The 14,749-nt window shown below is 56.4% G+C and carries 14 protein-coding genes; 5 read left to right on the top strand and 9 right to left on the bottom strand.

Translation table 11 applies throughout. The features are described from left to right. The first annotated feature begins 4 nt into the window (after positions 1–4). Positions 5–571 (top strand): histidine phosphatase family protein, encoded by a 567-nt coding sequence (locus tag ACUTQW_RS24905; protein ID WP_020439425.1) that lies wholly within the window; start codon positions 5–7, stop codon positions 569–571. Positions 572–716: 145 nt separating this feature from the next. On the opposite strand, the gene ACUTQW_RS24900 is transcribed toward ACUTQW_RS24905, so the two are convergent. The 9 genes from ACUTQW_RS24900 to ACUTQW_RS24860 all read right to left on the bottom strand — a co-directional run bounded on the left by ACUTQW_RS24900 (position 717) and on the right by ACUTQW_RS24860 (position 9,849). Beyond that, on the bottom strand, positions 717–1,994 hold the full coding sequence (locus ACUTQW_RS24900) for a TonB-dependent receptor (RefSeq protein ID WP_445655005.1): 1,278 nt from the start codon (positions 1,992–1,994) through the stop codon (positions 717–719). Positions 1,995–2,132: 138 nt separating this feature from the next. Beyond that, on the bottom strand, positions 2,133–3,536 hold the full coding sequence (locus ACUTQW_RS24895; RefSeq protein WP_445655004.1) for an FAD-binding oxidoreductase: 1,404 nt from the start codon (positions 3,534–3,536) through the stop codon (positions 2,133–2,135). Between the two features lie 33 nt (positions 3,537–3,569). Further along, positions 3,570–4,385, bottom strand: a complete 816-nt coding sequence (locus ACUTQW_RS24890; protein WP_445655003.1) for an ABC transporter permease — start codon at positions 4,383–4,385, stop codon at positions 3,570–3,572. A gap of 4 nt (positions 4,386–4,389) precedes the next feature. After that, positions 4,390–5,217: an ABC transporter ATP-binding protein gene (locus ACUTQW_RS24885; protein ID WP_166728676.1), complete on the bottom strand. Its 828-nt coding sequence runs from the start codon at positions 5,215–5,217 to the stop codon at positions 4,390–4,392. After that, complete coding sequence (locus tag ACUTQW_RS24880; protein WP_445655007.1) at positions 5,214–6,128, bottom strand: ABC transporter substrate-binding protein; 915 nt, start codon at positions 6,126–6,128, stop codon at positions 5,214–5,216. The genes ACUTQW_RS24885 and ACUTQW_RS24880 overlap by 4 nt, the downstream gene beginning before the upstream one ends. Before the next feature lie 82 nt (positions 6,129–6,210). Next, positions 6,211–7,092 (bottom strand): creatininase family protein, encoded by an 882-nt coding sequence (locus tag ACUTQW_RS24875; RefSeq protein WP_004946841.1) that lies wholly within the window; start codon positions 7,090–7,092, stop codon positions 6,211–6,213. Between the two features lie 21 nt (positions 7,093–7,113). Next, positions 7,114–7,584, bottom strand: coding sequence for a RidA family protein (locus tag ACUTQW_RS24870; RefSeq protein WP_004946839.1), 471 nt, complete (start codon positions 7,582–7,584; stop codon positions 7,114–7,116). Continuing rightward, positions 7,574–8,854: an amidohydrolase family protein gene (locus ACUTQW_RS24865; protein WP_064799776.1), complete on the bottom strand. Its 1,281-nt coding sequence runs from the start codon at positions 8,852–8,854 to the stop codon at positions 7,574–7,576. The genes ACUTQW_RS24870 and ACUTQW_RS24865 overlap by 11 nt, the downstream gene beginning before the upstream one ends. A gap of 20 nt (positions 8,855–8,874) precedes the next feature. Next, on the bottom strand, positions 8,875–9,849 hold the full coding sequence (locus ACUTQW_RS24860; RefSeq protein WP_006326524.1) for a PDR/VanB family oxidoreductase: 975 nt from the start codon (positions 9,847–9,849) through the stop codon (positions 8,875–8,877). A gap of 212 nt (positions 9,850–10,061) precedes the next feature. Here ACUTQW_RS24860 and ACUTQW_RS24855 point away from each other — a divergent pair, with 212 nt between their 5' ends. From ACUTQW_RS24855 to ACUTQW_RS24840, 4 genes are all read left to right on the top strand, one after another. Next, positions 10,062–10,985 carry a LysR family transcriptional regulator gene (locus ACUTQW_RS24855; RefSeq protein WP_004946829.1) on the top strand — a complete coding sequence of 308 codons (924 nt, stop codon included), beginning with the start codon at positions 10,062–10,064 and terminating at the stop codon, positions 10,983–10,985. Positions 10,986–11,247: 262 nt separating this feature from the next. Then, positions 11,248–12,237 carry an ABC transporter substrate-binding protein gene (locus tag ACUTQW_RS24850; protein ID WP_006322704.1) on the top strand — a complete coding sequence of 330 codons (990 nt, stop codon included), beginning with the start codon at positions 11,248–11,250 and terminating at the stop codon, positions 12,235–12,237. 10 nt (positions 12,238–12,247) lie between these two features. Next, a complete protein-coding gene (locus ACUTQW_RS24845) occupies positions 12,248–13,675 on the top strand; it encodes an amidohydrolase family protein (RefSeq protein ID WP_020439415.1) in 1,428 nt (475 codons plus the stop codon). A gap of 27 nt (positions 13,676–13,702) precedes the next feature. Continuing rightward, positions 13,703–14,692 (top strand): isopenicillin N synthase family dioxygenase, encoded by a 990-nt coding sequence (locus ACUTQW_RS24840; protein WP_004946820.1) that lies wholly within the window; start codon positions 13,703–13,705, stop codon positions 14,690–14,692. Positions 14,693–14,749 lie beyond the last annotated feature (57 nt).

Genomic DNA, 14,749 nt, shown 5'->3' with positions numbered 1-14,749 from the left:
AGGCATGACCGCCATCATGCAACTGATTTGCCAGGGGGAAACCCTGGCAAACAGACAGTCGCGGTTCCCCTGTGACGATCCCCTGACCGAAACTTCCCTGAAGCAGGCCCATCAGCTAAAGGAATGCGTTGGGCCATTCAATAAAATCTGGACCGCCCCGGCGTTGGCAGCACGGCAGACGCAACTTGAATTGGGCCTGCGCGGCGAGCCCGTTCGGGAACTTGCCGAACCCGGATACGGCCGTTGGGCGGGCATCCCGATTAAAACGGTTATTGAGCAGGATGAGGGGGCATTTCAGCGCTGGCTTTCGGGTGAGGCCCCGCCGGGAGGCGAAAGCATGGCGCAGGTTATGGCGCGTACGGGAACATGGTTGCCGCAGCGAGCGGCGGATCGGGAATGTCAGTGCGCAATTGTTTCCTCTGCAGTTATTCGGGCGATAGTGATTCAACTGCTCGATGCACCCGTTAGCGCCTTTCAACTGATCGATATCCTGCCGTTAAGTGTAACGACGCTGCGCAGTAACGGAAAACGCTGGCATCTGAGTTGTCTGGGAGGGCGGTTGGATGTGTGAAGCCTAAATACCGTCCGTGGCGGCGTGGACCAAGGCGATGAATCTGGACAGAGTCGAACGCTGATCTGAACTGACGGTTTGAAAGCAAAAAGCCCGCTTGAGGAAACTCAGACGGGCTTTTCTTTATGCGAAAGCTGATGTTTATTTAGAAATCATATTCCAGTGCCAGACGGTTCTGCCAGAAGCTTTTGTCGGACGTCGAGGTGGTCTGCACGCCGGCAAAGTCGGTGATGCTCAGGCCTTTGAGTACGCCGCCAAAGTTGTAGGTGCCGTACACCAGATATTCAGATTGGTTGCTGCTGGATGCACCTTTGCTCGGCGTTAAATCCATAAACGAGTAACGGCTGCCCAGTGAGATGCTTTCGGTCGCGTTCCAGTTCAGATCGGTGGAGTAGGCGTTGCCGCTGCCCAGATCCTGCGTACTGGTGAAGAACGGCTGGGCAAAGTACGGGCCGGAGGAGGTGTTGTGCGCGTAAGGCGTCACCAGCGCGCCGTTGCCGTAAGCATCACCGTTGGCGGCGATATGGTTGTAATTGAGCGACCATTTCAATGCCTGTGTGAAGTTCATCGCAAACTGCGCGCCGTAACTGGTGCTGTTCACATTGCCCGCCAGCGCTTTGCCTTCGCTCACACCGCGAATAAACTGAATGCCGATCTTCGGCTGGGAAGGGCTGTCTGTCCACGACAGGAAACTGTCGGCGTACACCATCTTGGTGTAGTTGTCGTAATCCTCATACCACAGCTGGCCGTTCAATTTTTTATTATCCAGCTTGATGGCGCGCCCGCCACCGACACTCCACATGCCGTTGGTCGTGCCGTCGGCGTCGGTATAGGCCGTGGTGTTGAGGAACCGGTCGTCGCCCCATGGTTTGTAACGGGTGATTTTGGTGGCGTGCAGGAAGTTATCGCCGTCGCCATAGTTCGTGTCGATACCACGGAACAGAATGGGTGTGATGCGCCAGTCATAGTCGCCGATGAACGGAATATTAATGCGCTGATCGCCGGCAGTGATGCGGAAGTCCTGATAATGCCAGCTTGCATAGGCTTCGCCCACGCCAGTCTCGTTCGGGCCCAGATCGGTAATCAGGTGGTCGTCGTTGTGTGAAATACCGCGCTGGAGAATGCCGCTGACGCCCAGGCTCAGGCCGTAATATTCTGCCGTGGCATATTTCACGCTACCGCCATAACTGACCGTGTCCTGAGAATAGCCCGGTACGAAATACGCATTATGGGTGGAATAATACAGGGTGCGCAGGCTGCCGCTGACCGACCCGCAGGTGAACATTTCGGTGAGAGAATCTGCCACGTCGGCGGAGCAACCGCTCGCCCCCGGAGTGGCCGCCTGTGCGTGGTTGATTAATAATGTGTGTGAAACGACAATAGCGCTCAACTTCAGCGCAAAGCTGAATGTATTATTTTTCATTAATACCATCCTGTTAAAATGTAATGAGTTCTGCCCGGCGGTAAAACTGCCGGTAATTGTTTTTATGAGGGCGCACGTAAAGGGTTGCCGCCTCGCTTTTTTTCTGTCTCTAAGAAGCGAGGCGGATAATGGTTATTTTTATTTGTCAGTCAATAAAAGAGGATCGTTATCCAAGACCAGGGTGTCGCGTACTTCCCAGCCGCGTAGCTTGCCGGGGTTCAGTAACCCATGGGGATCAAGGTGTTTTTTAACGGAAACCACGTCAGGCTTAATTTCCCCTTGTTTGCCATCTTCAATCTGAAAGACATGAGGGTTATTTATTTTTACGTCATTATCACTGAAGGTGGCCATTATTTCTTTCAATCTTTCTTCGGTGGAGTAACGGACTAATTGTAAACCGCTGGCGGTGATGTTTCCGTCATTGTCACGCAGGAATTCAATATGCGAAATAACTTCGTCGCCGAATAAATTTGCCATGTCGATAATCTGCTGACGATAACTCGTATAATTAAACGCCGTCTGTAAATAAGTCAGGGAGCTGTCGATTTTCAGCGCATGCAACGTGGTGTGATTCCAGCAATATTCCATCAGTGACGCATTGGCTTCGCGTGCTTCGTCGGCCGGTTGACGTATGGCGCTGTGCCCGCGATATTTTTCCAGCAGATGGGGACAGAACCCTTCGCTTTCCTGCGCAATCACGCTTATCACCGCGTGCTGGCTGGCCTGATAATGCCCGTTCAGATGGCTGAACCAGGATGGGATCGGCGCGGCGAACAGCGCCAGCTGGCGTTTTACCAGCCCTGGCGAACGGGCAAAGGCGTTGGCGTAATCCAGCGCGTCGGCGAAATCATCGAACACGTCCAGCCGTTCAATCCACTGATGAACCGGTGCCAGCGCCAGCTCAACCTCGAGCACAATGCCGTTGCTGCCGTAGGCGTGATGCAGCAGCAATGCCTGCGGGGCAGGAACCTGCAAAATGCGCGGTTCGGCCTCCATGGTCATGACTTTGACGCTGAGCACATTGCCCGGCGCGCCCAGAGGACCGTAGTTGATGGAACCAATGCCGCCAAAGCCGCCGCCGTAAAGGCCGCCCAGACTGGCGAGCCGGTAGGTGGAAGGCATGCAGCGCAGTTCCCATCCTGCGGGTCGGGTCAGCGTTTCAATTTCGGCCAGCCGGATCCCCGCCTGCGCTTGTACCACGCCGTTACCCAGTTCACATACCTGATTGAATCCGGTCATATCGACCAGAATTCCGCCTTCCAGCGGCACCAACTGGCCGTAGTTGCCGGTCGCACCGCCGCGCAGGATCAGCGGTAACTGGTGCTGAACGCAGGCTTTAACCACCAGACTCAGCTCTTCTTCGTTGCGCGGCCTGACCACGGCATCAGCCTGTTTATCTTCCAACTGCTGTTTGAGCACCGGACTGAACCAGTGAAAATCGCGTGAAAGGCGTTTGACCTTGGTTGCCTGCAAGGTCCAGTCGAGGTCGGGAAGCGCCTGCTGTATCAGGGCAAGCGCGTGCTGACGTTGTTCACTGTCCATATTCTTCCTGCCTAAAGATCAATGAAGTTGAAGTTAATGAGATGGCGTGGCTTCGCTTTCATGCCAGGCGCTCAGGACGCGTCTCGACATCCACGACATCACGCCAAACAGCGCAATACCGGTGAGTGAAATGAGCAGCAGAGCGGCAAACATCAGGGGGATGTCCAACTGGTATCCTGCCTGCAATATCTGGTAGGCCAGACCGGTATTATTGCCGCCGGTACCGGCAACAAATTCAGCGACCACGGCACCTATCAGCGACAGGCCGCTGGAAATGCGCAGCGCGCCGAAAAAATACGGCAGGGCAGAAGGAATGCGCAGGCGGATGAGAATCTGCAGGCGGTTGGCGTGGTTCAGTTGAAAATAGCTCAGCAGGCCCGGCGACACGCTGCGAAGCCCCTGCGTGGTATTGGAAATAATCGGGAACACCGCCATCAGCGTAGAACAGACCACCAGCGACAGCGTGGTGTCTTTGACCCAGATGATGATCAGCGGCGCGATGGCTACAATCGGCGTCACTTGCAGGAACACGATGTACGGGAACAGCGCAGTTTCAACAAAGCGATTCTGCACCAGCACGAACGCCACGGCTGCACCGATGACAATCGACAGTAAAAATGAGATCAGGGTGATTTTCAGCGTGAACAGCAGCGACATCGTCAGCGAACCGAAATGGGTCCACAGGCTTTGCAACATCACCACCGGCGACGGCACCAGAAACTGGGGGATGTTGAAATAGCTCACCGATCCCTGCCAGAGCAGGATCACCACCACCGCGACCACGGACGGATAAAGCACTTTGCGAAACGTGGGGTTATTGATCCACGGAGAAGCTTTTTGAGTTTGCATACCGTTACTCCATACCCGATTGGCTGGCTTGCAGCAGGCTGTCCTGCAACTGCTTCGCATAGCGTGAAAATGCCGGACTGACGCGGAAATCTTCGCTGCGCGGGAAGGGTTCGGTGATGGCGATATCTTCCACCACCCGCCCCGGACGTGCGGCCATCATGATCACCCGCTGCGACAAAAATACCGCTTCGTGAATCGAGTGGGTGACGAACACCACCGTCAGCCCCTGTTCCCGCCACAGGCGCAGCAGATCGCTGTCGAGTTTGTTGCGGGTGATTTCGTCGAGCGCGCCGAAAGGTTCATCCATCAGCAACAGCTTCGGACGCGTCACCAGCCCGCGGGCAATAGAAACGCGCATCTGCATGCCGCCTGACAGTTCGCGCGGCAGGACGTTGGCAAATTTGCCAAGCCCCACCAGTTCCAGCGCCTCATTGACGCGGGTATTGGCTTCGGCACGCGGTACGCCCGCCAGATCCAGCGGCAGACGGACGTTATTTTGCACAGTGCTCCACGGCATCAGCGTGGCTTCCTGAAACACAAAAGACAGCGGCACCTGCGCCTTTTCGCGACGGTCGCGCCGCCACAGCACCAGCTTGCCGTCGCTGGGTTCCACCAGACCGGCGACCATTTTTAACAGCGTACTTTTGCCACAGCCCGACGGGCCGAGCAGGGTGACGAACTCACCCTGATTGATGGTCAGATTGACCGGCAGAAGGGCGCGGGTGCCGTTGCTGTAAATTTTCTCCGCCGACAACACTTCGATAGCCGGAACCGGCGGAGGATTGGCTGAGCGGACCTCGCTCATCACGGTCAGTTTCGGGGCTGAATTCATGGCATGACCTTCGCGTCTTTGATCATATCGAGGGTATACGTCTGCTCAAACGGCACTTTCTCCGCGTCGATCAGTTTGTTTTTCACCAGCATGTCCCAGGTCTTTTTCAGTCGCGGTTCAGTGATGATGCCGATACCCCCTGTTTGCGCGTCGCCGCCGGTCACCAGTTCATACTTCTTCATCTGCGCGATGCCGAAGGGAATCTGGTCGGCGCCCATACGCGGATTGTCTTTGGTGATCAGCGCATTGCCTGCGGTCGGATCCTGCAAATATTCTTTCCAGCCCTGCATGGACGCTTTCACGAACGCCGTCACCGCCACCGGACGTTTTTTGACGGTGTCGGCCATGCAGATAATCGAGTTGCCGTACGGCGGGTAACCCCAGTCGCTGAGCATGTAGACGTAGAACGGTTTGCCGCCTTTTTCGATTGAGAAAGGCTCGGAAGTCACATAACCCTGCTGCACCAGATTATTGTCCACGAGGAACGGCTGCACGCTGAAGGTGTACGGACGGATTTTGGCGCCCGCCAGCCCCAGTTCACTCTTCGCCCACGGCCAGAAAGAGGTGTAAGCCTCGGTCGCCAGCAGGAAGGTTTTGTCTTTCAGCTCCTGTCCTTTCTCCACTTTGTCATGGCTGATAAACACCGTCGGCGAATGCTGGAACACCGTCGCCACGGTCACCGCATGCACGCCAGCCTGCCAGGTTTCCAGCGCCTGACCGTTGTCGCCGAGCGTACAGTCAGCCTGACCGGCGGCCATCAGTTGCATCACGTTAACCTGCGGGCCGCCCATTTTGATGCTGACATCCAGACCGGCGTTTTTGTACAACCCTTTGGCCTGTGCTTCGTAAAATCCGCCATGCTCCGCCTGCGCGTACCAGTTGGTCAGGAAGGTAAATTTCTCTTCCGCCATGCTGGTGGTGGAAACCCCGGCCAGCAGCAGGGCCGGCAGGGTGTAAGTCGGTAAACGCCGTATTTTCATCGTAAAAACTCCTTTATTTAGAGACAAAAGAAGACGAAGGAGGAGTGAAGCTGGTTTGTACAAAACCGTTCCAGTGGTGTTTGCCCCAGGTCGGTTCGCTGCGGACTTTCCATTCCATGAGGTGAATTTCAGTGATGGCCTGCGCCCAGCTTGCCGCCAGCGAATCGAGGATCGCGTGGCCCTGTTCGGCGGTCGCGCCGGTCGGATCGCCGATGACGCCACTCGGACCAAAATCATAGGAAGCCCAGGCAGCGGCAGGGCGGCTTGATGACAGTGTCGGGCAGGGGAATTCCGGCGGGTAGTTGGCGACTGCGTGCTCGATGTGAACGCATTCCGGTGCCAGTGCCAGCATCACCGCCGTTTCGCTGTGACCGGCGTGCATCGCCATTTTTTGTTCTTGCGCGCTCAGGAACTGGTTTTCGACATTAGGCACGCGGAACACGTCGTGCGGGATCATGATCATGTCGCCGTGACGCAGACGCATTTCCCGCGATGCCATTTGCAGCACCTGCGGTTGTCCGCCGTGCCCGTTGATCATCAGCAGCTTGCGGAACCCGGCGCGGTACAGGGATTCGGCAATTTCCAACACAGTTTGCAGCAGCGTGTCGCCGGTTAAGGTCAGCGTGCCGGGGAAATTCAGATGCTCGTCAGATTTGCCGTAAGTGATAGGGGGAATACCGTAGGCCGGAATGTCTTTTGAAAGCCGCGCCAGCGCGTGACCCGCCACGCCGGAGGAGATCACGCTGTCCACCGAACACGGCAGATGCGGGCCGTGTTGCTCAATCGCGCCGGTCGGCAATACGATCACGGTGTTGGCCTTGTCGGGCAGGGCAGCGATGGCCGTCCAGCTAAGGAAAGGAAGAAAACGTTCTGCGGGAATATAGCCGTTAATCATGCTGTGCCTCGTGGTCGGACATTATTGGGTTAAGCGGGATTGCGGTAACCAGGCGGTAGCTTCCACTTCAATCAGCACCTCGGCGCAGGGCAACATTTCACTGACCTGAACCACGGTAGAAACCGGCGGTTGCCCGGCATAAAAAAGCTTTCTGACCCGGCTGTAATACGGGAAGTGATCGAGATTGCGAAAGTACTGCACCAGCTTGATCACATCGCTCATCTGCCCGCCGGCTTCTTCGATGGTGTGGCGGATACTTTCGAGCACATACCAGCTTTGGGCGAGGATCGGCCCCTGTTTGGCGTCGGTGGAGAATTCGCCGGTTTCGCCCAGCAGCAGACGTGCTTCGGCGGGGATATCCTGAAAACCGCGCACAATTGTCGCGCTCTGCGGATTGACGGGAATAATGCCGGAGAGAAAAACGAAATCACCGGCACGACGCCACGGGGCATATTTGGCGAGCGGTTTACCCGCTCCGGCTTCAAGACTCATGGGATAACTCCCGATTCCAGGTGCGTTGGTGGGTCAGCCTGCCGTGGTGGAAAACCAGACGGGCTGCGCTGTTTAAAGGCCAGGTCAGGCTGTCGCTGCCCGGAAAGAGAATCAGACTGGCATCGCTGCCGGGGGCGAGCGGCAGGCCGGATTGCGCCTCACCGGTCAGCGCGGCGACATCGCAGATGAGTCGCGACTGCCGATCAAAAACGTTATCCAGCTGAAGTGCGAACAGGGCGCAGGCCAACGTATCCAGCGGGTCATAACTTCCAGCCGGACAAAAAGCGTCCTGCACGTTGTCGCAGCCGAGCAGCACCGGAATGCCCGCCGTCTGCGCCTCTTTCAGCAGGGTGATCCCCCGCCGGCGTGGCGTGCGGTGGGTGACAGCGTCCTGCAACAGCAGGTTGGTCATCGGCAGCGCAATCAGCGTGACGCGCTGTGCCGCCAGTAAACTCAGCACCTCCTGTGCCTGTTGTTCACTGCCGGAGGCCAGCGCGCAGCCGTGGCTGCAACAGATGTGGCCGCTGAATTTATTTTCTGAAAGGTAATGCGCCAGCCAGCTCAGACCCTGTGCCACCGGCGAAAGCTCCTCGTCGATATGCAAATCCAGATTCAGTTGCCAGCGCGAGGCGCTGCGCATCAGGTTGGTCATCGCTGCCGGATCCCAGTTTGACGAGTGGATAAATCCGCCCAGCAGGCAGTGGTTTCCGCTTAGCGCAACCGCCTGGGCGATGCGGTCAGCTGTTTCGGCATCCGCGAAGAAGCTTAGCGTGGCCAGTGCGACCCGCTCCAGCGCGACGCCCGGTTGCGTGATATTGGCCAGCTCCGTCCAGGCCAGCGGCGGGGTGACATCGAACCAGTCAATATGGGTGCGCAAACGGGTCACGCCATTGGCGGCGGCCCATGCCATTCCCTGTCTGGCACGCTGATGAAGATCTGCCGTGGTCCAGTGCCGGCGATCCTGATGCATAGTTTCGATAGCGGCCAGCAGACCGGGCTTTGACGGACGGCTGCGGCCGATGGTGAAGGTTTTATCGAGGTGCGCATGAGGTTCGGCCAGACCCGGCAGCGCCAGCGCGCCCTGTGCGTCCCACAAATCATCTTGTCCTGGCTGACAAGGCGTCACCGAGGCAATTTTGCCTGCATCAAAGCGCAGATCCGCCGTCACCGGTTCGCCTGTATGCACAGGCCACCCGGCAGGAAGCAGCCACGCGGGGAGGCGAACGTTGGCAATGCCGCTAAGCGGTGAGGCGGGGGGTGGAAAGTTCATCTTGAGGCTCCGCGTTGGCATTACAGGTCGAGGACCAGAACGGGACTTTTGGAGCGCGAACAGCACAGCGTAATCTGCGTGTTCTCCGCTTTTTCTTCTTCTGTCAGCACACAGTCCCGGTGGTCGGGAATACCGTCGATGACATCAGTAATACACGAGCCGCAAATACCCTGTTCGCACGACAGCATAATATCGACTTTGGCGCTTAATAAGACTTCTGCAATGCTCTGGTTCGGGCCGACTAAATAACATTTTCCGCTGGAGTTCAGCTGAATATGAAATTCCTGATCGTCGGTATCATTGTTTATATTTTCATTGCTGAATCGCTCAAAAGATAATTGATTTTTCTGCCAGTGGTGCGTTTGCATAATGTCTTCAAGGCGCTGAATAAATCCGTCCGGACCACAGGCCATCACCCGCGTATTTTCATCCGGCTGACGCAAACTCAGCGGCGTATTGTGTCGCAGGGAGTCGTTTGCGCCGCTGTCATGCAAAAAGACGTGTTTTGCCAGCGCGGGCGCATTCAGACGCGATGTAAACGCCGCTTTATCCAGGTCTGCAATGTAGTAATGCAGTTCAAAATCAATTTCTTGCTGCGCCATTTGTTCCGCCATAGCCAGCAGAGGCGTGATGCCAATCCCTCCGGCAAACAGCAGATAACGACCGGCCAATGGCAGCGGAAAATGATTACGTGGCATCGAGATGCTCAGCGTGTCGCCAACGCTGAAACGATGATGAATAAAGTGCGATCCGCCAGTGGAGTTTTCCGCCAGTTTTACGCAGATCTCATAATATTCTCCGCCGTTATTTTCGGTGCAGAGAGAATATTGGCGGGGGCCCAGTTCTGGAATGAAAACGTCAATGTGCGCACCGGGTAAATAGGCAGGTAATAATCCGCCTTGCTGCGCAATAAGTTGCAGTGAAATATTCCCTTTACCATTTTCACCGATCGCCTTGATCGTGACAGGAATTAATCCGGCATCTTTCATCGTCATTTACCGTATTCATTTTGATGAGTCATTCATAAAAAGGGGGCATCTATTCACCGCATAACCCGCTGTCATCCGGCGTGAACCAGCGCTGGGCGGGCTTTAAGAACGATGAAACGATTGTTCCCGTTGCAATGAAAGCTACGTTATTGTTATAAAACTGTTGCGTCCAGCGCTTTGATTCGCACATCCCGTTGCATAAAAGAGAGCACTCCATCATGTTCGCATTTTCCCGGTTTCTGCTGTACTTCACTGAGGTTGCCCGCCAGGGTTCGTTTCGCAAGGCGTCCGAAACCCTGCATGTCGCCGCTTCGTCGATTGACCGGCAGATCCTGCGGGTGGAAAAAGAACTGGCGATGCCGCTGTTTGAACGGCACCCCACCGGGCTGCGGCTGACCGCAGCGGGCGAACTGTTATTGCACTCGGCCAACAACTGGAAAAAGGATTTCTCCCGCGTCTGCGAGCAGCTCGACGACCTGCGCGGTTTGCGGCGCGGGCACGTGCGGATTGCCACCATCGACGCCATCAACCGGCAGTTTTTCTCGGCGATGCTCAGGAAGGTGCATGCCGACTACCCGAATATCTCCTTCACGCTGACCACCATGAACAACGTGGATATTCAGCAGGCGCTAATGTCCGGCGATGCCGATTTCGGGCTGATGCTGAATCCGCAAAGTTCGCGTGAGTTGCAGGTGCGCGCTTTTGCAGAAATCGAGCTGGGGATTGTGGTGCCGAAAGGGCATCCGCTCGGCGGCAGAAGCGGCGTGCGTTTTAACCAGTGCATGGAATATCCGTTTATCCTGCCCGCTGCGCCGCTGATGCTGGCCGAACCCGTCCAGGCGCTGATGAATATCAACGGCGACATGATTAACGAAGTTGCGGTATCCAATAACATCCACATGATCCGCTCGCTGATAAAAGAGAAAATGGGCATCGGTATTCTATGCTGGCTCGACATCATGGATGAGGTGGAAAGCGATGAGCTGCAATTTATTCCGCTGACCGATCCGCAGTTAAAAACCTTCACGCTCTCGTTGTGCGTCGCCCCTGCAAGACAGCTTTCACTGGCCGCCTCGATGATGCTCAAACAGCTGGAGATGTTGTTCAGCCAGATCCAGACGCCGGGGCATGACCGGCACTGATTTGCACTATTCTGGTGCTTAATGCTCTGTCATGAATCAAAGGTTGCAGAGCGTGAGGCGATAAATTCCCCGATAAAGCGCATGGAAAGCGCATCCGTGAAGTTGGCATCTTTCTTGTATAGCCAAGAGTGAGTAGAAGCGGTCAGTGCAGGCAGCTGCGCGGGACATTGCTCAGCAACCATTTCGCGGTTCATTTTGAGCCGGTCAGGGGGCTGAGCCGCATTCGCTCATCCTCCCTCCGGCGATGATTAGGAGAGGAGCAATGAAGTCTATTTCCCGCATTCCCCTGTCTTGCTGCGTGCTGAGCGCGCTGATTCCAGCAGCCTTTTCACTGGCAGTACATGCTGATGAGAAAATTGCATTGCTGACATCCTGGTACGCGCAGGCGGAGCAGGGCGGATATTATCAGGCGCTGGCGACAGGCATTTACAAACGTTACGGGCTGGATGTCAGCATTCAGTCCGGTGGCCCGCAGGTCAACGGCATGCAGTTGCTGCTGGCAAAGCGCGCCGACGTGATTATCGGTTATGATCTCCAGCTACTCGAATCAGTGCAACGCGGTTTTCAGGCCAAAGCCATCGCAGCCCCTTTCCAGTTCGATCCGCAGGGTTTGCTGACGCATGATTCAGTCACTTCCCTCGACGGTCTGAAAAACAAAACCATTTTAGTCTCCAGCTCCGGGCAATCGACCTGGTGGCCGTGGCTGAAGGCACGCTATCAGCTCAGCGATTCGCAGGTTCGTCCTTACACCTTCAACATCCAGCCCTTTGTGGCTGACGACAATGTGGCGCAGCAAGCCTATGTCAGTTCTGAAGTTTTTCAGGCGCAAAAGGCCGGGGTGAAATCGAATTTCTTCCTCTTTTCGGAGCACGGCTATCCCCCTTACGGCGGAATTCTGATCACCCGTCCGGACCTTATCAGCAGCCGGAACGAGGCGATGGCTAAGTTTGTACAGGCATCGATGGAAGGCTGGGTGAGTTATCTGCAAAATCCGGCGGCGGGCAACGCGCTGATCAAAAAGGACAATCCGAAAATGACGGACGACCTGCTGGCCTGGGGCGTTCAGCAAATCAAAGAGCATCATCTGATCGACGGCGGCGATGCGGCGACGAAGGGTTGGGGCACCATGACGGAAGCCCGCTGGCAGAAAACCCGTGATTTCATGGTGAAAGCCAAACTGCTGAACGCGGATACCGACTGGAAGCAGGCGTATACCACCGAATTTGTCGACCAAATGCAGGTTAAACCCTGAGGAGTGTGCGATGTCATCTGACTCTTTACTGATTAAAAATGCGCACGCGATCCTGACCGGCTTGCCGGGAGACGCGGCGCGCCACGCCGGGCCGGACATTCGTGTGCGTGAGGGTGTCATTGAGGCGATAGGTTCCCTGACGGCAAGACCCGACGAGCGGCTGATCGATGCCCGCGATTGCGTGGTCTATCCCGCCTGGGTTAATACGCACCATCATCTGTTTCAGTCATTGTTAAAAGGTGAACCTCAGGGGCTGAACAAAAGCCTGACCGCGTGGTTAAGTGCCACGCCTTATCGCTTTCGCGCCACGTTCGATGAATCCACCTTTCGCCTCGCGGTGCGTATCGGTCTGACCGAACTGCTGCGTTCCGGCTGCGCTACTGTGGCGGATCACAACTACCTTTACTGGCCGGATATGCCGTTCGATACCTCGGAAATCCTTTTCAGCGAAGGGGAAGCGCTGGGAATGCGCATTGTGCTGTGCCGGGGCGGTGCAACGCAGGGGCGAACGATTGAGAAAGATGTGCCGCAGGCACTGCGCCCGGAAAACTTCGATGATTACATGGCGGATATGGAGCGGTTGGTTGGCCGTTATCACGATCCGAAACCGACGTCGCTGCGCCGCGTGGTGATGGCACCGACCACCTTGCTGCATTCTGCGCCCGGTGCGCAGTTGCGCGAAATGGCGAAACTGGCGCGCAGTTTGGGCATCCGGCTGCACAGCCATCTGTCGGAAACGGTGGATTATCTCGATGCGGCCCGCGCCAAATTTGACATGACGCCGGTGCAGTTTTGCGCGGAACACGACTGGTTGGGGGACGACGTATGGTTTGCGCATCTGGTGAAACTGCTGCCGCAGGAAATCGCGATGCTGGGCCAAACCCGCACCGGCATTGCGCACTGTCCGCAAAGTAACGGGCGTCTGGGCAGCGGTATCGCCGACTTGCTGGCGCTGGAACAGGCGGGTGTGCCGGTTTCATTGGGTGTTGACGGTGCAGCATCGAACGAAGCCGCTGATATGCAAAGTGAAGCGCATGCCGCATGGCTTTTGCAGCGCGCCCGAAAAGGCATGCTGGCGAAACCGCACTATGACGGCGGCACTTTTGAAGGCGGCGGCGATGCAGCATCCATCGAAGACGTGGTGCGTTGGGGTAGCGCAGGCGGGGCGCAGATCCTCGGCCTGCAACAAAGCGGCACCGTGCAGGTGGGCATGCTGGCAGATATCGCCATTTACCGGCTGGATGACCCGCGCTACTTCGGCCTGCATGACATGGCGATCGGCCCGGTGGCCTGCGGGGGGCGCGCGTCGCTGAAGGCGCTGATGGTCAAGGGGCGCGTTACCGTCGAAAACGATGTCATCCCCGGTCTCGACCTGGACACCATGCGCCATGAGGCGATGTCTGCTGTCCGTACCCTGCAACAACGAGCTGCGCGCTAACCCTATGGGTTAAGAAGGATAAGAAAAATGACTCAATCTACACAAACAGAAGGCTATGCATTGCAGGAGCTGGAAAAAGAAGCGGGAATGGGCGCAATGGGTGAAGAGACGTTTGCCCGTGAAGTTCGTTGCATAGACTTGTCAGATTTCGAAAACCGTAAAAGTGAAATTGCCGACGAGCTCTGGAGTGCAGCCGTGGAAATTGGCTTCTTTCAGGTCAGCAATCACGGCATTGCGCTAAGCGATATCCGTCAGGCCTTCAGCATGACAGAAGATTTCTTCTCGCTGCCCGACGAGGTAAAAGCGCAATATCCGCTGGCTCGTAACGCCGGCTGGGAGAATAAGTCTCAGGTGCGCCCGTCAACCAGAACGCCGGACCAGAAAGAGTCTTACCAGATCACCCGTCCGCTGATGCAGCCGCTGTGGCCGAGTGAACAGGAACTGCCGGCGTTTAAACAGACCATGCTGGGCTTTGAATCCCAGTGCTGGCAGTTGGGCATGAAATTGCTTTCCTGTTTTGCGCTCAAACTGGGCTTCCCTGAGCACTTTTTCGAACAGGCACATAATCCGGACCAGCAAACCTACCAGAGTACGCTGCGCATGCTGCACTACTATGCCACTGAACAGTCGGAGCAGGGGATGTGGCGCGCGGGTGCGCATACGGATTTCGACTGCCTGACGCTGCTTTTCCAGCGTCCAGGCCAGGGCGGATTGCAGGTTTGTCCGGGTAAGGATCGCGAAAGCCAGCAGTGGACCAGCATCGAACCGCGTGAAGACGTGATCACCTGCAATATCGGCGACATGCTGATGCGCTGGAGCGACGATCGGCTGCCGTCAAATTTCCATCGTGTCAGAAGCCCGCTGCCCGGCGAATATCAGGGTGCGCGCTACAGCCTGGCATTTTTCTGCCAGGCTAACAAAGACGTCGAAATTCTGGGGCCGCAGGCGAAATATCCGGCCATCAGCGCCGAAGACTATCTGCAACAGCGCATTCAGGCGAACTTTGCGAAAGGATAAATAGAGCTGAAAAGCAAAAAGCCCGCTCAGGTTTCCCTGAGCGGGCTTCTCTAATAT

Source organism: Serratia sp. TSA_7 (genome assembly GCF_052692135.1).
Note: the sequence above shows the minus strand (reverse complement) of the source record. Positions and strands in the feature narration are given on the sequence as shown.